Consider the following 18,512-nt stretch of genomic DNA (forward strand, 5'->3'; position numbering starts at 1 on the left):
TAGCTATCTCAATACCTGATAATGAGATTGAATATCATTTGAATATGAAATAGTATCCATTGCCATCAATTGGCAATGGATATTTTTTATATGATTAAAGGATTAGCGACAAGACTGGTATTGGCTCTTTCACTACTTATCCCTGTGGTAGCAACCGCACAAGATCAACGTAGCGTGGAGGATGAACACGGGACGTTTACCATTTCTGGTACACCTGAGCGCATCGTTGTGTTGGAATTTTCGTTTGTCGACGCCTTGGCTGCGGTCGGCATATCTCCCGTCGGTATTGCTGACGATAAAAAATGGAGCGAGTGATCCCCGCCGTTCGCAATGTAATTCAACCTTGGACTTCGGTCGGTATGCGTTCGCAGCCGAGCTTAGAGGTGATCGCAGATCTCAAACCTGATCTGATCATTGCAGATGCTGAGCGCCATGCTGCGGTTTATCAAGATCTTACGCGCATTGCCCCAACGCTTTTACTCAAGAGTAGGGGAGAGACTTACCAAGAGAACTTACAGGCAGCGCAAGTCGTTGGTGTTGTGGTCAATAAAGAGCAGCAAATGAACGCGCGTATCGCGAAGCACAAATCGACCATGCAGCAATACAAAACACGTTTTGCCAGCCAAGAAACGATCCAGTTTGCGGTGGTGTCTGAAAAAGGGATGTGGATGCACGGTCCTTCCTCTTACGCCGGTGGCGTTATCACTGAACTAGGCTTAAACAGCCCAATTCCAAATCAAACAGAGAAAGCGTATCTACCGACCAGTTTTGAACAATTGCTTAAGGCAAATCCAGATTGGCTGTTACTGGGCCCGTACTCTGAACAGACGGTTGTCGATGAATGGCAAGAGAACCCGCTATTCAAAATGTTGAAAGTGAGTCAGAAGAATCAATCGGTAGAGGTCTCACCAGCCTTATGGTCGCTCAATCGCGGAATGCTTGCCGCCGAAGGGATTGCCCAAAATCTTGAGGAAATTTTGGCAAACTGATCATGAATCGCATTTCTATTTGCTTTGTTTTATTAGCCGGCAGTGTCATCGCCGGCTTTTGCTTTTCCATGCTCAGTTGGTCGAGTTTCCCTTTGTCTCGTGTCCATCTTTGGGGCTATTTAACGGCATTCGACAGCAATAACATGGAGCAGCAGATCCTTGCAACGTTAAGAGCTCCAAGGGTGTATGCCAGCATGTTGATTGGGGCGAATCTAGCGATCGCAGGAGTACTCATGCAGGGGTTAACACGTAATCCGCTTGCCTCGCCATCTGTATTGGGGATCAACGCCGGAGCGGCCTGTGGCATGGCCTTATCGAGCATAGGGTTTCTATCTTTAGATAGTGTACCAAATGTCGTAGTTGCAAGTGCTGGGGGGATCGCGAGTGGGGTATTGGTCATGCTATTGGGGGGCTTTTTTTCACCTAGACCGCATCCACTTAAATTGGTTTTGGCGGGTATCGCGGTCAATGCGTTGCTGATTGGTATGACCCGAGCATCGGTGATCTTAGCAGACGATATGGCTTACAGCGTGATTTATTGGCTGTCTGGTTCGGTCTCGAATATCGAGTGGCAACAATGGCATCAACTTTGGCCTGTTAGCTTGGTTGGTATCGCCATCTCGATTGCCATCGCACGCCACCTCAACCTGATTGCATTGGGTGATGATGTCGCCATTGGGCTCGGTTTGAATGTGGCGTTTACTCGCCTATGTGCTTGTGTTGCCATCGTATTATTGACCGGGGTAAGTGTTTCTGTTGCTGGGCCAATCGGTTTTGTTGGCTTAATCGTTCCTCATGTCATGCGCCAACTTGTAGGTAATAATGCACTGCTTCTGATCCCCGCTAGCGGTCTTGGCGGCGCATTGTTGATGGTGTGGGCTGATGGCTTATCTCGAGGGATTGCTTTCCCCGCTGAGACGGCCGTTGGCGTTATTACCGCTCTGATTGGCACGCCTTGCTTTATTTTGCTGGCAGTGAGGAGCCGTTTATGAACAGTCAACGTATCCTAATTGCCTTGTTGTTGACAGTCTGTATTACCGGCTTTGGCAGTTTGTTTGTGGGAGCGGTGCAACTGTCGGTCACGGAGGTGCTGCAGGTACTGTGGACGGCAGACAAGCAAGAGTTCATCATCAATCAATACCGTTTACCACGTATGATACTGGCGATTGGTGTGGGCGCAGGTCTAGGCCTGTCTGGCGCTCTGGTTCAAGGCATCATTCGTAACCCGCTTGCATCGCCAGATCTAATGGGAATCAGTGCGGGCGCGGGTTTGGCGGCAACAGCCTTGCTCGTGTATTGGCCGAGCGCCCCTTTATACTGGCTACCTTTGATGGCTCTGATTGGTGGTCTAGGCGCTGCGGCAATGATCATGGCGCTGGCATATTGGTCAAAGCCTACGCCAGCACGTTTGGCCCTTATCGGTATTGCCATCAGCGCTTTTTTGGCAAGTGGTATCGATTTTCTTATGATCGTGAATCCGATAGAAATTAATACCGCCATGATCTGGTTAACGGGCAGTTTATGGGGACGAAACTGGCAGCAAGTTCCCTTTATTTGGTGGTCACTGTCGATATTAATTCCTTTTTCCTACTGGTTGGCTTGGCGACTTGATGTGATGGGACTTGGTGAAGAGAGTGCTGCTTCTTTGGGAATAAGCCCCAGTAAGGTACAAGTATTAGCCCTCACCTGTGCGGTTGTGTTAGCCAGTATTAGTGTGTCTGTATGTGGGACCATTAGTTTTGTCGGGCTACTGGCACCGCATCTATCTCGACTGCTTTTTGGTCACAATCATAAACTGTCATTGCTTGGTGCTGCGGTTATTGGTGCCTTGTTGGTACTCGTAGCGGATGTAATGGCAAGAGGCATTCAGCCCCCTATTGAACTGCCTGCTGGTGTACTCACTTCGCTCATAGGCGCACCGTATTTCATCTTTCTATTACAACGTTATAAAGGTTGGTCATGATTTCTACAAAGCAGTTGTCCGTCGCGTATGGTGACAAAATGGTGATTGAAAACCTATCACTGACTTTACCTGAAGGTAAGATAACCGCACTGATTGGCCCTAATGGCTGTGGAAAATCGACTCTGTTAAAAGCCTTATCTCGTATCAATAAAATTCGCTCTGGGGAGGTGTTGTTTCAAGGTCGAGGCTTGAGTGAGTATAAGGATAAGCAATTGGCGCAGCGGCTATCTATGTTACCGCAAGTCGTTCAAAGCCCTGAAGGGGTGACGGTGAGAAAATTGGTTGAATATGGCCGTTCACCCTATGTATCGCATTGGGGACGTTTGACGACGCAAGACAAGCAGAAAGTTGAGCAAGCGATGCGCGAAACTGGGGTATGGGAGTTGGCTGATCAGAGCGTAGAGTCGCTATCGGGTGGCCAGCGTCAGAGAGCGTGGATTGCAATGATTCTCGCCCAAGATACTGACGTGGTGATGCTTGATGAGCCGACAACATATCTGGATTTATCACACCAGATAGAGCTCATGAAGTTGATGAGGGCCATGAACCATCAAGGCAAAACTGTGATAGTGGTGTTGCATGATTTAAACCAAGCCTGTCGTTACTGCGATCATCTTGTCGTCCTTAAGCAAGGACAATTGGCAGCTCAAGGGGCACCAAGTCAGATCTTCACTGAGCAGCTACTCGATAGCGTGTTTAATCTGGATGCCACTGTCGTTGCTGATCCGGTATCGCAAACTCCTATGTGTATCGCTCGCTAGTTGATGCTAAGGCTCGCGAGAAGGCAGTGAACTAACTGTGACGTCATCCCTTGCTAAGTGATGAAACGCTGCTCTATAATCTCTGCATCATTTCTGTAGGAGATTACGCCAATATGAATAACTAACACCTGTTATCCATTTTTACATCATTGTTCGGATTTCACAGGGTTAGTCGGCGTAGCTTCGTCTTTGCTTTCTTCCAAGCACGACTTATTTGTACATACTGCGTTTGATTGCGTTCTTGGCGTTTGCCCAGATCGTCTATCGGCACATTGCTACGCCCAATCCTGTTTAACAGGAGGCATATTATGCCAGTTCTACAAGCACATAAAATCAGTTACCAGTTTGATAATGGTGACACCTTATTCCACGACATTTCTTGTTCATTATCGGCTAAGCGAGTGGGTTTAGTTGGCCGAAATGGGGTAGGAAAGTCCTTTCTCGCCAATATTCTTAGCGGTCAGTTGCAACCCAGTTCAGGGACGGTGGTGACCACCAAGCGTATCGGCCGTTATAGCCAATTACCCTCTCATTTACTGAACAGTGATATGACTGTGGCCGAGTTTCTGGGTTACGACCGAATCCTCAATGCGATAGAGCAAATAGAGTCAGGTGATTGCAGTACGCAATGGTTCGAGATAGTGGGTGAAGATTGGCAGCTTAAGCAGGCGTTAACGTCGCAGTTGTCTGATATGGGACTGCCAGAGAGCACAACATTTTTATGTCGTGATTTAAGCGGCGGGCAGCTCGCTAGGTTGCAACTTTGGGCACTGTTTCAGTCCAATGCTGAGTTACTGATTCTGGATGAACCATCAAACCACTTAGACCAAGGCGCACGAGACTGGTTGGTTGATCAGATGGCGCAGTACGATGGGCAACTATTGCTTATTAGCCATGACCGTTACTTGCTCCGACAAATGGAGCAGATTTGGGAGCTGAGTTCATTGGGCCTGCGCCAATACGGCGGTAATTTTGATGTTTACCAGCAGCAAACTCGATTGGAACAACAGGCGGTAGAGCGTCAACTTGATGCGGTGAGAGGCGAGCAAAAACGTTTGGAGATCCAAGCGCAGAAGAATCGTGAGAAAGCTCAGCAGCGTGAGGCGCAAGGCAACAAGATCCGTAAATCTGGTAGCCAGTCAAAGTTGATCCTAGATGGGATGAAGCAGAGCGCGCAAAACTCAGTGTCTAATCGACAAAAAAATGAAAGCGGTCGACGAACGATGTTGGAGCAAAAACAACATCTGCTTAATGCGCGTTATGAGCAAATTAAACCGCAGAAATTCTACTTAGAGCAAGGCGATACGGGGCGCGGGTTTGCGGTTAAAGTTATTGGTGGTGTCCTGCCGTATGTGCATCATGAACCATTTAATCTGACGTTAACCGAGACCACAAAGCTCCACTTGTCCGGGCCCAATGGTGGAGGAAAATCAACCTTACTCAAGGTACTACTTGGTGAGTTGGCGCTGCTAAGTGGCGAGTGCAATATTAACCGCCCAGTATGCTACCTAGATCAGCACTTTGGTTTACTGCGAAGTGATTTGTCTTTGCTCGAAAACATGACTCATCATTGTCTTGGTTTGCTGGAAAAAGACGCCCGAACTTTGTTAGCGGGCATTGGTTTTCGTCGTGACAGTGTGTTTCGTCTTGCGAGCCAGTTAAGCGGAGGTGAAAAAATGAAACTGGCGATGCTTATCGTTAGCCATCAACCTCAATCTCCGGTGCTTTTGCTCGATGAACCGGATAATCATTTGGATTTGGATTCTAAGGGCTTACTGGCCGATGCGCTCAGCAACTATCAAGGTGCGTTTGTGCTAGTCAGTCATGATGAGGATTTTGTCCAAGACAGTCAGGTTGAGCAGCGATTGAGTTTGGGGTGAGATTCGTGACAATAAAAAGGCTGCCAAGTTGGCAGCCTTATTACGTTTTACGCACTTAAGATTTTAAAGACTTAACTAACGTTTCTAGTTCGTCCATTACTGCCTGAGTTTTTGGGTCGGTCTTTTTCATTGCAGCGACAACTTTTTTCTGTAGGTCATCGTGGATTTTCTTAACGTTAGGCTTTGATAGATACTGGTAGCCTTTCTCTTTTTGCTCGTCTTGTTTCTTTTGTAGTTCAGCAACAATTGCTTGGCGTTGTTTTTCAGTTACACCTTCTTTAGTTAGCTCTGTTTGCGCTTTTTGCAGTGCTTGCTCAAAGCCTTTTGGATCGTAGCCCACTGATTTTGCTTCGATTTCTAACTCGTCGTTGGCTTTGTTTGCGGCTTCGACGAGATCAGGGTTAGTCTCAAATGCTTTACTGCGAATACCCGCTAATTGCTGGCGTAGCTCTTGAATTCGTTGAATGGTTGGATTTGTTTGCTCGACTGCGCCTTTTGAATTGCTTTGCGTTGGTGCTGCAGCGATGGTTGGCATAGCCGTGATCGTCGCAACCGACAAAGCAACAATAGAGAGGAACTTTTTCATAGGGCACCTTTAGATATAAACATTGAATTTTCTTTGTCAGTCTAAAAGCTCGAGCTGTGGCTAGGTCAGTTGGCGGTCATAGATTGTTAGCCGCGGGTTAAATAGCGCTTAGACTGTTGCCAGAATCTGTTAAACTGTGCGATTCAATTTTCCAAGCAGGATCCGGCAATCATGAGCCAAGAACAACCCAATAACCCCCTACACGGACTGACGTTAGAAAAGATCTTAGTTCGCCTTCAAGAGCACTATGGTTGGGAAGGCTTGGACGCCGAAATTCAAATTAACTGCTTTTACAACAACCCTTCGATTAAATCATCGCTGAAGTTTTTGCGCCGCACGCAATGGGCGAGAGATAAGGTCGAAGCGCTTTATATTGATACATTTTGCAAATAGTCGCGGCTTCTCGCAGGCGATTGATGATGTTTAAAGGATTAAAACAGGCAAAGTCATGACGACGTATCTGGCAGGTTTTTCATTGGGTCTATCGCTGATTCTCGCGATAGGCTCGCAAAATGCGTTTGTTCTTAAGCAAGGTTTAAAGAACCAACACGTATTGATCATTTGCGCGGTGTGCGCGATTTCTGATGCGATATTAATTAGTGCAGGTGTGGCGGGGTTTGGGGCTATTGTTACCCAGTTTCCGCAAATTGAAACCTTCGCTCGCTATGGTGGTGCGCTCTTTTTGACCGTTTACGCAGTGCTGAGCTTTAAATCTGCATTAACCACAAGCCATGCGATGGATAGCCACGTCGCCAGTGAATCGTCCACCTTAAAAGCGGTGTTGACCTGTTTGGCCTTCACATGGCTCAATCCTCATGTTTACCTCGATACCGTAGTCTTGCTCGGTTCAATCTCTACCCAATATCACCCTGAGCAACTCATGTTTGCTGTCGGGGCGATCAGTGCCTCTTTTGTGTTCTTTTTTACGCTTGGGTTTGGTGCCCGGTTCTTGGCGCCGTTCTTTCGTAGCCCCAGATCATGGAAAATTCTCGAAGTGTTTGTTGGTGTCATAATGTTGGTGATTGCATTTTCGCTGATCTCCGGTGTTAGCGACTAGCGTGAATCAAACCGAAAACTAACAGGCGAGTGTGCCGCCGATGATACGGCGGCATACTTTATTTATAAAGTGATGCTTTTCACCATACCAGTCTCTGCGTGACCGGGGATGTTACACGCAAACTCAACCTTGTTGTCACCATGGAAATGCCACAGTAGCTGTTTGGCTTTGCCCGGCTTGACGGTAACGGCATTGCCCGATTCGTGGGCATGTCCAGCCATGGACTTCATCATTTCTCTATGCTTGAGTTGCTCGGCTGCTGAGCCGATCGTAAACTCATGATCGATTTTCCCTGCGTTCATTACCACAAACTGGACCACATCATTAGGCTCTATGGTCACTGGCTTCTTGAAGCTTATCTTCATGTCATCTGTGAGTATGACATGCACGACTTTATCTGGTTTCGCTCCTGGGGCTGGCATGCCAACGTCAGACATTCCTTCCATGCTCATCATGGCCGAATGATCCATTTTAGTGTGGTCCATTGCCATATCGCCATGTTTCATATTGCTGTGGTTCATGGCGCCATGCTCCATGTTGCTGTGATCCATTCCATTTGAGCTTGCGGCGTTTACGAATCCACTTGTTGCGAGCATTGCCATAGCCAGTGAGATTAGGGTCTTTTTCATCATCATTTCCTTACAAGTTGTGTTTTTGAACGGTGAGCGACCAGCGCCGCCCACGGGCTTACGTTTATTTCACTTCACGTCGTTTCCATAGCTTGAATATTGCAGGAAGGACGAGCAGGGTGAGCAGCAGCGCTGAAGCCATGCCGCCAATCATAGGCGCGGCGATACGCTGCATGACTTCAGAGCCGGTACCATCTCCATACATGATGGGTATCAAACCAATAATGACGGTCAGTACGGTCATCATTACTGGTCGTACACGTAGGCCTGCACCTTCACGAATGGCTTCTGTCAGGTCATGCTCTTGGAGAAGCTGACCTTGCTCTTCGGCATTGAGTTTTTTGTAGTGCCAGGCTTGGTTGAGGTAGACCAGCATGATCACGCCTATCTCAACTGCGACCCCAGCAAGAGCGATAAATCCGACCCCCACTGCAATCGAGAAGTTATAGTTGAGATAGTGCATCAGCCATAATCCGCCCACCATCGCCAGAGGTAAGGTCAGCATAATGATCATCACTTCACCGACTCGGCGGAAACTGAAGTAGAGCAGCAGCATAATGATGACCAGCGTAATCGGTACCACAACACTGAGGCGATCTTTGGCGCGTTCCATGTATTCATATTGCCCAGACCAAGCAAGCGAGTAACCTGCTGGGAGTTGCAACTGCTCGGCAACGATCTGCTGAGCTTCAACAACATAAGAACCAAGGTCACGACCGTCGATGTCGACAAACACCCAGCCATTAGGACGAGCATTTTCAGTTTTGATCATCGGAGGGCCATCTTCGTAACGAATTTCGGCCACGTCAGCCAGCGCAATTCGCGCCCCATTTGGCGTGACTAGAGGCAGGTTTTGTAGCTTGACGACTGAATCTCGGTAGTCTTGTGGATAGCGCACGTTGATCGGGTAACGCTCTAATCCTTCAATGGTTTCGCCAACGTTCATCCCGCCAACCGCTGTCGAGATAACTTGTTGAACATCTTGGATATTAAGCCCATAGCGAGCGGCCGCACGGCGCTTGATATCTATGGTAACGTAACGGCCACCAGCGACTCGTTCTGCGTAAACGGATGCGGTACCGGAAACCCCATTGAGTATCGGCTCCAACTGAGCACCGATTTGTTCAATGACTTTAAGGTCTGGGCCTGCGATTTTGATTCCTATCGGGGTTTTGATTCCGGTTGCCAACATGTCGATACGGGTTTTGATTGGCATGACCCACGCGTTGGTTAAGCCGGGAAACTGAACCAGATCGTCAAACTCTTTACGTAGCGATTCGATGGTAACACCCTCGCGCCACTGATCTCGTGGTTTAAATTGAATGACGGTTTCGATCATCGTTAGCGGCGCTGGGTCGGTTGCGGTTTCTGCTCGGCCAATCTTACCCCATACCGTCTCGACTTCAGGCACGGTTTTGATCAGCTTATTGGTTTGCTGCAGCAGCTCGCGCGCTTTACCTATCGAGATGCCCGGATAGGTGGTTGGCATATACATCAAATCGCCTTCATCCAGCGGCGGAATAAACTCGCTGCCTAATTTGCTAGTAGGGTAGTAGGCCGATAGCATTAACCCCAGCGCAACCACAATCATGGTTTTTGGGAAGCGCAAACTCAAGTTAAGCAGAGGTCGATACAAGCCAACTAAGCCTTTGTTGACGGGGTTCTTGTGCTCAGGGAGAACCTTACCACGTATAAAGTAACCCATGAGGACCGGCACTAAGGTGATGGCTAAGCCTGCCGCGGCAGCCATGGCGTAGGTTTTGGTAAAGGCAAGCGGTGAGAACATCTTGCCTTCTTGCCCTTCTAGGGCGAACACAGGCACGAAGCTCAAGGTGATGATCAACAGCGAGAAAAACAGCGGTGCGCCGACTTCTTCAGCCGCTTTACTGATCACTTGCCAGCGGTTCTTGTCTGTCAAAGGCGTTCGTTCAATGTGTTTGTGAACGTTTTCGATCATGACAATCGCGCCATCGACCATAGCACCAATCGCGATCGCAATTCCGCCTAGTGACATGATGTTTGCATTTATCCCTTGCCAATGCATCACGATAAAGGCGCTAAGAATACCGACAGGCAGACTCAGTGCGATGACCAAGGATGACCGGATATGGAACAAGAAAAGCGCGCAGACGATCGCGACGACGATGAACTCTTCCGCGAGCTTCTTCCATAGGTTTTCTACGGCGGCATCAATCAGGGTCGAGCGATCATAGGTGGCGACTATCTCTACACCGTCTGGCAAGCTGCGTTGTAAATCTGCCAACTTTGTTTTGACCTTGTCGATCACTTCGCTAGCATTTTCACCAAAACGCATCACGATGACACCGCCCACAGCTTCACCTTCTCCGTTCAGTTCAGAAATACCGCGGCGCATTTGAGGCCCAAGGTTGATGTCGGCAATATCACCCAGAAGTAGCGGCGTGCCAGTCGTTGTGACTTTAACCGGTAGGGATTCAATATCTTCGATGCTGGACAAGTAACCTGTGGTGCGCACCATATGCTCAGCTTCAGCCACTTCAATGACTGACGCACCTGTCTCTTGGTTACCCTTGCTGATCGCCTGATTGACTTGTTGCAATGTTAGGTTGTAGGCCCGCAGCTTTGCAGGATCAATTTGTACTTGGTATTGCTTGACCATACCGCCCACGGTGGCGACTTCAGAGACGCCATCTACAGTTTGCAGTTCGTATTTTAAGAACCAGTCTTGTAGGCTGCGCAGCTCAGCTAAATCGTGCTGCCCCGTTTTGTCTTGCAATACATAACTGTAAACCCAGCCAACACCGGTGGCATCTGGACCCAATGTCGGTTTAGCGTTAGGAGGCAGTTTCGGTGCAACTTGACTTAAGTACTCGAGAACGCGTGAGCGCGCCCAGTACATGTCCGTATCATCGTTAAAGATGATGTATACGTACGAATCGCCAAAGAAGGAGTAGCCGCGTACCGTTTCTGCTCCGGGGACCGCCAACATCGCAGTAGTTAGAGGGTAGGTGACTTGATCTTCCACCACTTGAGGCGCTTGGCCTGGGTAGCTGGTTTTAATGATAACTTGAACGTCGGACAGATCAGGAATCGCATCAACGGGCGTATTCTTTACGCTGTATAGGCCGCCGAACACCAAGGCCAACGTGGCGATGATGACCAGAAAACGATTACTGATAGACCAACGGATGATTGCACTGATCATAGTTAGCCCTCTACTGCTTCAAGTTGTACTAGCTGGTATTCAGAGCCTTGTTTCTTGACTAGAAAGCGAACTTTCTCGCCCTCTTGAAAACCCGACAGATCCACTTCTTCACCGACTGAAAAATTCATTTCGCCGGCTTGCCAACTCCATTTCGCGACGGGCATATGGTGGAGGGTGATCATGCCAAAATCCGCCATGAGTGAGCTTATCTCTCCGGTGATCCAGACTTCGGCAGCAATGACATTGTCTCCGGCTTTGTAATCAAGGATCTGATATTGGCCCGACTCTGTTTTCTCCATTTCGAATTCGATCGCTTGACCTTTTTTCAGGCTTTGCATATCGACACCTTCGGCCACTTGGAAATTCATTACCATACCCGGCCAGTCCCATTCTGGTACCGCTTGGTGATTGATGGTGAGCATGCGGTGGCCTTGCATTACATCGGTGATTTCGCCAGTTGCCCATACGGTTTCTGACGCAGGTTCGATACCATTAATGCGCGATAAATCCGCCGACTGGCTAGACTCAGAATCGAGCATAAAGTGCGCAGAGGTGACGACTTTATCTTGTTCAGTGAGACCCTGTAGAACCTCGACTTTGTCACCCGCTTCGCGGCCCACACTGATGCGTGCAGAGCGGTACTTTCCTTCTCCGAGCGCCAGAACCACCCGAGTCATGCCACCCGAACGAATGACCGCAGATTTTGGTATGGTCATTACGGCTTCATCGCTGACAGGTTGCAGCGCAATATTGGCAAACATGTTGGGCTTGAGCTGGCCATTTGGATTAGGAAACTTCAAACGCACTCGCAGCGTACGAGTTTGCGGATCCAGAATGGGATACACGTAATCGACGACGCCTTGCCATTGTTGGCCCGGAATAGCATCGAGCGTCATACTGGCTTGGCTTCCTGCAGAGATCCAATGTGTTTGGCGTTCAAACACTTCCGCATCGACCCATACTTCGTTCAGTGGGCCTGCACTAATGACCGCTTGCGACGGTGATAGATAACCGCCTTCGCGCACGTTGAGGCTGGCGATGATGCCGTTCGCAGGTGCTTTGATCTCAATGGTCTGTGATGCTTTTCCTCGCCGCTTGATGGCTTGGATTTGCTGGCGATCAACCCCCAAGGTGACCAAACGCTCGGTTGCACCTTTGACTAAGCCTGAGCGCCCAGTTCGATAAGCGTTGAGTAGCTCTTCTTGCGCCTTAACCAACTCAGGAGAATAGAGGCTGAACAGCACGTCACCTTGGTTCACTTTCTCACCAACGGCGTTGATATTGAGCTTTTCTACCCAACCTGCCACGCGCACGTTGGTCTGCCATAGTTGGCTCTCATCAAACGCGATATAACCCACGGTTTCGATGCGTGGACTGAGTTGCTCGATAGTGACGGCTTGCGTCTTTACACCGAGATTGTTTTCCACAGCTGGTGAAATACTGACGGTTCCCGGCTGTTGTTTCTCACCCGCTAAATCTTCCGCGTAAACCGGGATAAGATCCATGCCCATTGGGGACTTTCCCGGTTTGTCACGTTGATAGTTCGGATCCATCGGTGCTACCCAATAAAGCGGTTCGTCAGAGCTCGAACTATTGCCTGCCATCGTATCGCTCATGGCAGAGTCTTGATTGAGATAAAATTGGTTTACACCAAAGCCCAGAGCGCCGCCAACCAATAATGCCAGTGTCGCGGTATGTAGTGTTTTCATGTTAATTCCTTATTGTGATTCGCGGCTGAGTTGGGGTGTAGACACTTGGTAGTCATAGCCACCTAGCAGTGCAGCAAGTTGGCTGCTGGCGATGTTCCAATCGGCCTGTAAGCGTTGCTGTTCAAGCTCAAGAGCGAGCTTGTCGCTGGTGGCAGTGATGACATCGTTGAACTGCGCGGTATTGTTTTGATAGCCGCGCTCGACAGCTTTGATGCGAGCATTCGCTTGTGGAATCAACGAGTTTTGATAACGCTCAAGACGCTGCTTAAGGTTGTCTCGGTCGACGACCAGAGCATTCACTTTGGCGTTCATTTGAGCAAGCAGGGCGTCTTTCTGCGATTGCGCGGCACCCACTTGATACTGCGCTGCGGCAAGATTGCGATCTTGGCGATTCCCCGTGAATAGCGGAATGTCCATGGTGAGATAAGCGCTGACAAGATCCGACGCCGGATCGCCCATCATGTTGTCGGCCTGACGGTAGGCATACATCACTTCAACACCAAACTGCGGGGTGTAAGCTTGCTCTGCAATATCAACTTGGGTTTGATTCGCCGCGATATTGCGATCCGCCATTTTCACCATTGGGTGTTGTTTAAGCTGTTTAAAGTACTGATGTTGGCTAGATTGCAGTTGTTGTTCGAGCTTATCCCAATCGAAACTTTGGTCTGCTTTGAGCTTGTGTGCGGTACGAATCCACTCTGAGCCGAGCCATTCCGACAGCTGAGAAATTAAGCGGCGCTGATTTTGCTGGTTGGCTTGTAATTTCTCGTCTACCTTTGCGATCTGCAACTGGGCATTAAGCAAATCTTGGGCTTCACTTTTACCGATCGAGTAGTTGGTTTGGATGAAGCTTTCCATTTCAAGCATCAAGCGACGATTGTCACGCAGCACCGCATTGGCCGATTGTTGATAGCCTAACTCTATCCATAATTGGGTGATGCTGGCGATGATGTCGAGCTCGCGAGCTTGCACTTGCGATTCGACGCCATCCGCTTGTGAGTTGGCTTTTTTCTGTTGGAGCTGCAAGGTTGAGCCGCGCTCAAATTGCTGCATGATTCCAACGGATAGGTTGGTCATTGGGTCTTGGTCAAACTCAAAGCTGTCGACGGGTAAACCGCCAAAACCCACTTTGAGCTTGGGATCCATTAATGTAGAGCTGGCAATGCCCGTTTCGCGCAGGGCTTGTGATTGAGCGTAGAATTGCTTGCGTGTGGCATCATTAGTTAGCGCGGTATTGATCAATTGAGACAGCGTTGGTGGCGCAGAGTCAGCCGTCGCTGGCAACGTATTGCTCGCAGCAGCATTGAACACCCACAACGCAGAGCTGATCGACAGCGCGGCGATAGTCGTTATATTTTTCACTGGAATATCCGTAATTTGGGTGCACGAAGGCACAATAAGTCGCTCCTCAGATCACTGAGAAGAAGAGGCAAATACGGAATTAGGCGATGGGAGGTCGGTAAAGTGAGGTTTGTCGAGAGACGACTTGCCCAGCGGTTTCGACACGAATCAACGCCAAACGGGTCGCGATGTCGATCTGTTCAGGAGTGTGAGTAAAAAGGGCAAATGCGGTTGAACAAACTGCGCTGCAGCAGTTATGTGTCATGTTGTTTTCACTATCACACGGGCTGCTGGCAGTGTTTGAGGCGCTAGCTTGGTCATGGTGTTTCATTGCACCGGAACCACAATGGCTCGATGCCATCGCGACACTTTGCGATTGACTGAGCATTTGAAAGGTCATTAAGGGCGCGCTGGATACATAGCTAGACATCAGCATTGCGACAATACTGAGTAGAGAAATCCAAATTTTGCGAATGGGAGAAACGCTCATATCGCACCACTTATTTTTTTATTGAGCCGAGCATAAAGCTTGACCTAGGGGTAAGGTCAACAGCTAAAAATCACTCTTCTAACTCTAATATAGCCTGTTTTACCTGTTGGGGGATTTTTGCTTTGACGTTGTTTTTAAAATCAAACATCACGCAGGTCGCTTTACCAATCGTTGTCACTTTACCTGTCTTTTGGCTCACAATCTGATATTCCATGGTAAATCTGTCGTCCTGCAAGTCGATGACTTTTGCCCCTATTTGCAGTGTATCGGGGTAGGTGACTGGGATTTTGTAACGACAGCTTGTCTCGCCGAGAACTGGCCCAATCTGGCTTTGTGCAATGTTGACCAGCAGTTTGATTTTTTCAAAGTAAGCCAGCCGAGCTGTTTCGAAATAACGAAAGTAAACCGCATTATTGACGTGTTGTAGGGCGTCCATTTCTCCCCATGCGACAGAAACTTGGGTAACAACCGGAAAAGGCTTGAGTAAGTCTTCCATTTTTCATCCTTGAAAGAGTTAGTGTTGAGTTTTTATTCTAATTCAACGGGTGGCCTCTCGGAAAGAAATGTTATCAAAATGTGAAATGAGTTGGGTGGGTAAAACTGGGTTGGAAATTTAGCGAAATTTCCTTTGACCTGTCTACGGCTTTACAGTTTATTCTGCGCCCCATACTGATTGAATATAAGAGAGGATAAGATGGAGTACACCATCACACAGACCAACCAGCAAGCCATCATCGATTTGTTTACGGCGACGTTTAGCGACTCAGAAGGAGAGGCTGAAGGCAAAGCGATTGGAGGCTTGGTTGAGGACTTGCTGACAAACACAGATTTAGACGATCTTATGGTCTACACTGCTAGCGAAGAAGGGCAGCTCGTTGCGGCTATCTTACTGACTCGCTTAACGTTTGATTGCGATGTTAACGCCTTTTTGCTCGCGCCTGTAGCGGTCTCGACGGCATCACAGGGCAAAGGTGTTGGTCAAGGTTTGATCAACCACGCGCTGAAAGCGCTAAGTGGGCAAGAAGTGGAGTTAGTATTCACTTACGGTGACCCTCGTTTCTACAGCAAAGTGGGCTTTGAACAAGTCATGCAGCAGCAATACCCGGCCCCTTTGCCACTGAGCTATCCTCATGGTTGGTTAGCCCAGTCATTGACACAGCAACCGCTTGACGCAATTGGTGGGCAAAGCCACTGTGTCGCAGCATTTAACAAACCAGAGTTTTGGTAAATAGATAGAGTACTAGGAGCAGTCCATGGCGGATAAGCAACCTTCATTGCAGGAATTAGGCTGGCGACCGCATTTCCAGCAACAACTGTCGCTGGAAGAGTTGGAGTCTTTTCAACTTGCTCGTGTTGTCGAACAGCATCGCAGCCAAGTCATTGCAATGGCTGAGTCGGGCAAAGTGACGTTGACTCTCACGCCTAGCACGGAGCGGGTTTGCGTCGGGGATTGGGTCGGTTATGACAGTGACATGCGCTTACAAAGGGTCTTAGAGCGGCAGTCGCTTTTTCAGCGCAAAGCGGCTGGGAGTAAGTTAGATACCCAGTTGATTGCGGCGAATATTGATAGTGTGTTTATTGTTTGCTCATTGAATGACGACTTTAACCTCAATCGTATTGAGCGTTACCTTGCTTTAGCCAACGAGGCGCAAGTGGAGCCTATTGTTGTGTTAACTAAAGCAGACCTTTGTTTGGATGTTGATGATAAACAGCAGCAGGTTCAAAAGCTCGATTCATTGTTGATGGTTCATGCCATCAATGCATTAGATAGCGAGCAGTTAGCTCAGCTAAGCCCCTATTGTAAGCCTGGTCAAACGGTCGCGCTGCTTGGCTCTTCCGGTGTGGGTAAGTCGACGTTAGTTAATAGCTTAATGGGTGAGCAAACCATGTTAACCGGTTCGATTCGTGAGGATGACAGCAAAGGCCGCCATACGACGACCTACCGTTCGCTGCAATGGTTGCCGCAAGGTGGTTTACTGATGGATACTCCGGGAATGCGAGAGTTGCAATTGAGCGCTTGCGAGCAGGGTGTCGGTGACACATTCGCCGAAATAACCGCGTTGGCGGCGCAATGTAAGTTTTCAGACTGTCAGCATCAAACTGAGCCAGGCTGCGCAGTTCAAGCGGCTTTGCAATCTGGTGACTTAGAGCCAAGACGACTAGACAGTTACAACAAGTTGATGCGTGAGCAGGCGTTCAATAGTGCCTCTTTGGCAGAGAAACGCGCGAAAGATAAAGCGTTTGGCAAGATGGTCAGTACCATCCAGCAGCAATCCCGTTCGTTGAAAAAAGGTCGTTAAACGTATTACTCGAAGTGAGCGTGTTTCACACACCAGTGAAGAAAAGAGAAGTGCATGTACAAAATATCTCAGTTGGCTGATTTGCTTGGTTTGTCACGTACGACGCTGTTGTACTACGAAAAGCTCGGTTTGACCCGGGGCCAAAGACTGGAGAACGGATATCGAAGTTACAGTGACAAAGATTTACAGCGTCTACGGCTGATTCAAAAGCTTCAAGCGGGAGGTTTAACGCTCAAAGAGTGTCAAGCTTGCTTGGAGGAAAAGATCGAACGTGACATGTTGCAAAAACGCCTTAACCAGCTGGATGAGGAAATCGAGCAAAAACAGAAATCACGAGCGCTGCTCGCCGCCTTACTTGGAGAGGCGCCACTGACCGAGTGGCATGAGAGCCTTGATCAAGTCGCGCCAGATGCCCATTTAGAGTGGCTAAAAAAGCAGGGCTTTGATGATAAGCAAGCCTTGCACCTGAAGTGGCTATCGAAAGACATCAACCACCATGAGCAATATATGCAAGACTTCAATCGCGTGTTCTCTGAACTGGAACGTTGGGGACCGGGCTCGACTCAAGATACCCAGTTGGCGATTGAAAGGTTGCCCAACTCCCCAGCCAGTTTACTTGAAATCGGTTGTGGCAAAGGATTGTCGACTCAGCTGTTTGCCCAAAGGCTCGATTGCCATATTACCGCACTGGACAATGAAGCATCGGCACTGCAAGAGCTCGTTACCTTGGCAAGTGAACAAGGGTTTAACAATAAAATTACCCCAGTGTGCGCCAGCATGACGGCGCTTCCGTTTAGCGGTGAGAGCTTTGATGTCATCTGGGCAGAGGGCAGTGCGTACATTATGGGTGTCGAGAGTGCGCTTAAAACATGGCGTCAGTTTCTCAAGCCCAATGGGGTACTCGTAATTAGCGATTTGGTGTGGTCGTCTGACGAAAGAGGCGATTTAGCGGCGGATTTCTGGAGCAAAGAGTATCCAGATATGAGTACCGTTAGCAGCCGAATCAAGCAAGCTAGCAAAGCAGGCTACACCTTAGTTGATAGCTTTGCGTTAAGTGACCATGCTTGGGACAATTATTATCTGCCGTTAAAACAACGAGTCGAGTTACTAAGGCCTTCGATGGCTGAGTCTTTAGCGATGGCAGATTTGGACAAAGAGTTGCAAGCCTTTGCTAGTAGAAAGGGCGATTTCGACTATCAAATGTTTATCTTACAACTCAATGATGAGGGCTAATTGTCATACGGTGTTTGGCTCAACTCCCAAATATCAAGCGTATGAGCCGCCTGTTCACATCGGCCAAGTAAAATTTGATATTTAGGGTTATAGCGATCACCAATATAGGTCGTTCGAATCAACTCATTGGTTTTCAGATCAACTTGCGTCACTGTTCTTCCTTTGAAGTTTTGAAATAGGGCAAATTGGTTGCTGTGAAATACCAGTTGGTCGTGATAGAACCAGAAATTATCTGCGCTATCGAGCAAAGTACATTTTAGCGGCAAGGAGTCAGAGTCGACGGAGACAGAGGGGACAGTGAGCAACAGAGCCGAGAGAATTAAGGCGTTCATATAATCGTCCTTGTTCCACCTTAGGCTATTTACCTAATTATAGATAATACCGTCTGCT

At 48.6% G+C, this 18,512-nt stretch carries 17 protein-coding genes and 1 pseudogene; 10 read left to right on the forward strand and 8 right to left on the reverse strand.

All coding sequences use genetic code 11. The annotated features are described in order from the left end of the window. Positions 1–90: 90 nt before the first annotated feature. The 5 genes and pseudogenes from RH45_RS16765 (at position 91) to RH45_RS16785 (ending at position 5,593) form a co-directional block, all read left to right on the forward strand. Positions 91–989, forward strand: a pseudogene (locus RH45_RS16765) (Fe(3+) dicitrate ABC transporter substrate-binding protein). A gap of 2 nt (positions 990–991) precedes the next feature. After that, positions 992–1,981: a FecCD family ABC transporter permease gene (locus RH45_RS16770; protein ID WP_008079330.1), complete on the forward strand. Its 990-nt coding sequence runs from the start codon at positions 992–994 to the stop codon at positions 1,979–1,981. Next, positions 1,978–2,952 (forward strand): iron chelate uptake ABC transporter family permease subunit, encoded by a 975-nt coding sequence (locus tag RH45_RS16775; protein ID WP_008079331.1) that lies wholly within the window; start codon positions 1,978–1,980, stop codon positions 2,950–2,952. Before RH45_RS16770 ends, RH45_RS16775 begins: the two co-directional genes overlap by 4 nt. After that, positions 2,949–3,713 (forward strand): Fe(3+) dicitrate ABC transporter ATP-binding protein FecE, encoded by a 765-nt coding sequence (fecE, locus tag RH45_RS16780; RefSeq protein ID WP_008079332.1) that lies wholly within the window; start codon positions 2,949–2,951, stop codon positions 3,711–3,713. Before RH45_RS16775 ends, fecE begins: the two co-directional genes overlap by 4 nt. Positions 3,714–4,021: 308 nt before the next feature. Beyond that, positions 4,022–5,593 (forward strand): ATP-binding cassette domain-containing protein, encoded by a 1,572-nt coding sequence (locus RH45_RS16785; RefSeq protein WP_008079334.1) that lies wholly within the window; start codon positions 4,022–4,024, stop codon positions 5,591–5,593. 55 nt (positions 5,594–5,648) lie between these two features. Here the strand turns inward: RH45_RS16785 and RH45_RS16790 are convergent, their stop codons facing one another. Further along, positions 5,649–6,179 (reverse strand): hypothetical protein, encoded by a 531-nt coding sequence (locus tag RH45_RS16790; RefSeq protein ID WP_008079335.1) that lies wholly within the window; start codon positions 6,177–6,179, stop codon positions 5,649–5,651. 171 nt (positions 6,180–6,350) lie between these two features. On the opposite strand from RH45_RS16790, the gene RH45_RS16795 reads away from it, so the two are divergent. Together RH45_RS16795 and RH45_RS16800 are read left to right on the forward strand one after the other, a co-directional pair. Next, entirely contained in the window at positions 6,351–6,572 is a 222-nt protein-coding gene (locus tag RH45_RS16795) for a VF530 family protein (protein ID WP_005472135.1), read from the forward strand. Between the two features lie 55 nt (positions 6,573–6,627). After that, positions 6,628–7,236: a LysE/ArgO family amino acid transporter gene (locus tag RH45_RS16800; protein WP_008079336.1), complete on the forward strand. Its 609-nt coding sequence runs from the start codon at positions 6,628–6,630 to the stop codon at positions 7,234–7,236. A gap of 62 nt (positions 7,237–7,298) precedes the next feature. Here RH45_RS16800 and copI read toward each other — a convergent pair whose 3' ends face one another. From copI to RH45_RS16830, 6 genes are all read right to left on the reverse strand, one after another. After that, on the reverse strand, positions 7,299–7,865 hold the full coding sequence (gene copI / locus RH45_RS16805) for a copper-resistant cuproprotein CopI (RefSeq protein WP_008079338.1): 567 nt from the start codon (positions 7,863–7,865) through the stop codon (positions 7,299–7,301). Positions 7,866–7,929: 64 nt separating this feature from the next. Continuing rightward, positions 7,930–11,049: an efflux RND transporter permease subunit gene (locus tag RH45_RS16810; protein ID WP_008079339.1), complete on the reverse strand. Its 3,120-nt coding sequence runs from the start codon at positions 11,047–11,049 to the stop codon at positions 7,930–7,932. Between the two features lie 2 nt (positions 11,050–11,051). Beyond that, on the reverse strand, positions 11,052–12,758 hold the full coding sequence (locus RH45_RS16815; protein ID WP_008079340.1) for an efflux RND transporter periplasmic adaptor subunit: 1,707 nt from the start codon (positions 12,756–12,758) through the stop codon (positions 11,052–11,054). A gap of 9 nt (positions 12,759–12,767) precedes the next feature. Further along, on the reverse strand, positions 12,768–14,075 hold the full coding sequence (locus RH45_RS16820; protein ID WP_409350863.1) for a TolC family protein: 1,308 nt from the start codon (positions 14,073–14,075) through the stop codon (positions 12,768–12,770). 124 nt (positions 14,076–14,199) lie between these two features. After that, a complete protein-coding gene (locus tag RH45_RS16825) occupies positions 14,200–14,589 on the reverse strand; it encodes a hypothetical protein (RefSeq protein WP_039958837.1) in 390 nt (129 codons plus the stop codon). A 70-nt stretch (positions 14,590–14,659) separates the two neighbouring features. Continuing rightward, positions 14,660–15,085, reverse strand: coding sequence for an acyl-CoA thioesterase (locus RH45_RS16830; protein ID WP_008079344.1), 426 nt, complete (start codon positions 15,083–15,085; stop codon positions 14,660–14,662). Between the two features lie 198 nt (positions 15,086–15,283). Between RH45_RS16830 and RH45_RS16835 the strand changes: the two genes are divergently transcribed. Genes RH45_RS16835 through RH45_RS16845 form a run of 3 tightly spaced genes read left to right on the forward strand, consistent with a single transcriptional unit; the run spans position 15,284 to position 18,122 of the window. Then, the gene (locus RH45_RS16835) at positions 15,284–15,817 is read left to right on the forward strand and encodes a GNAT family N-acetyltransferase (protein WP_008079347.1); all 534 of its coding nucleotides are present in this window, start codon (positions 15,284–15,286) and stop codon (positions 15,815–15,817) included. Positions 15,818–15,842: 25 nt separating this feature from the next. After that, positions 15,843–16,889: a ribosome small subunit-dependent GTPase A gene (gene rsgA, locus RH45_RS16840; protein ID WP_008079349.1), complete on the forward strand. Its 1,047-nt coding sequence runs from the start codon at positions 15,843–15,845 to the stop codon at positions 16,887–16,889. Between the two features lie 54 nt (positions 16,890–16,943). Beyond that, positions 16,944–18,122, forward strand: a complete 1,179-nt coding sequence (locus RH45_RS16845; protein WP_008079352.1) for a MerR family transcriptional regulator — start codon at positions 16,944–16,946, stop codon at positions 18,120–18,122. Here RH45_RS16845 and RH45_RS16850 read toward each other — a convergent pair. Further along, positions 18,119–18,454 carry a hypothetical protein gene (locus tag RH45_RS16850; RefSeq protein WP_008079354.1) on the reverse strand — a complete coding sequence of 112 codons (336 nt, stop codon included), beginning with the start codon at positions 18,452–18,454 and terminating at the stop codon, positions 18,119–18,121. The two genes, RH45_RS16845 and RH45_RS16850, sit on opposite strands and share 4 nt — an antisense overlap. Positions 18,455–18,512: the final 58 nt, after the last annotated feature.

The sequence above is a fragment of the Vibrio sinaloensis DSM 21326 genome (genome assembly GCF_000189275.1).
GTDB classification, from domain to species: Bacteria; Pseudomonadota; Gammaproteobacteria; order Enterobacterales; family Vibrionaceae; genus Vibrio; species Vibrio sinaloensis.

Bases quoted from the DNA above. Each gene is read 5' to 3' on its own strand.
- RH45_RS16800 (WP_008079336.1), top strand. From the start codon at position 6,628: ATGACGACGTATCTGGCAGGTTTTTCATTGGGTCTATCGCTGATTCTC.
- RH45_RS16815 (WP_008079340.1), bottom strand. From the start codon at position 12,758: ATGAAAACACTACATACCGCGACACTGGCATTATTGGTTGGCGGCGCT.
- RH45_RS16775 (WP_008079331.1), top strand. From the start codon at position 1,978: ATGAACAGTCAACGTATCCTAATTGCCTTGTTGTTGACAGTCTGTATT.
- RH45_RS16795 (WP_005472135.1), top strand. From the start codon at position 6,351: ATGAGCCAAGAACAACCCAATAACCCCCTACACGGACTGACGTTAGAA.
- fecE (WP_008079332.1), top strand. From the start codon at position 2,949: ATGATTTCTACAAAGCAGTTGTCCGTCGCGTATGGTGACAAAATGGTG.
- RH45_RS16835 (WP_008079347.1), top strand. From the start codon at position 15,284: ATGGAGTACACCATCACACAGACCAACCAGCAAGCCATCATCGATTTG.
- RH45_RS16810 (WP_008079339.1), bottom strand. From the start codon at position 11,049: ATGATCAGTGCAATCATCCGTTGGTCTATCAGTAATCGTTTTCTGGTC.
- RH45_RS16790 (WP_008079335.1), bottom strand. From the start codon at position 6,179: ATGAAAAAGTTCCTCTCTATTGTTGCTTTGTCGGTTGCGACGATCACG.
- RH45_RS16845 (WP_008079352.1), top strand. From the start codon at position 16,944: ATGTACAAAATATCTCAGTTGGCTGATTTGCTTGGTTTGTCACGTACG.
- copI (WP_008079338.1), bottom strand. From the start codon at position 7,865: ATGAAAAAGACCCTAATCTCACTGGCTATGGCAATGCTCGCAACAAGT.
- RH45_RS16785 (WP_008079334.1), top strand. From the start codon at position 4,022: ATGCCAGTTCTACAAGCACATAAAATCAGTTACCAGTTTGATAATGGT.
- RH45_RS16850 (WP_008079354.1), bottom strand. From the start codon at position 18,454: ATGAACGCCTTAATTCTCTCGGCTCTGTTGCTCACTGTCCCCTCTGTC.
- RH45_RS16830 (WP_008079344.1), bottom strand. From the start codon at position 15,085: ATGGAAGACTTACTCAAGCCTTTTCCGGTTGTTACCCAAGTTTCTGTC.
- RH45_RS16770 (WP_008079330.1), top strand. From the start codon at position 992: ATGAATCGCATTTCTATTTGCTTTGTTTTATTAGCCGGCAGTGTCATC.
- RH45_RS16825 (WP_039958837.1), bottom strand. From the start codon at position 14,589: ATGAGCGTTTCTCCCATTCGCAAAATTTGGATTTCTCTACTCAGTATT.
- rsgA (WP_008079349.1), top strand. From the start codon at position 15,843: ATGGCGGATAAGCAACCTTCATTGCAGGAATTAGGCTGGCGACCGCAT.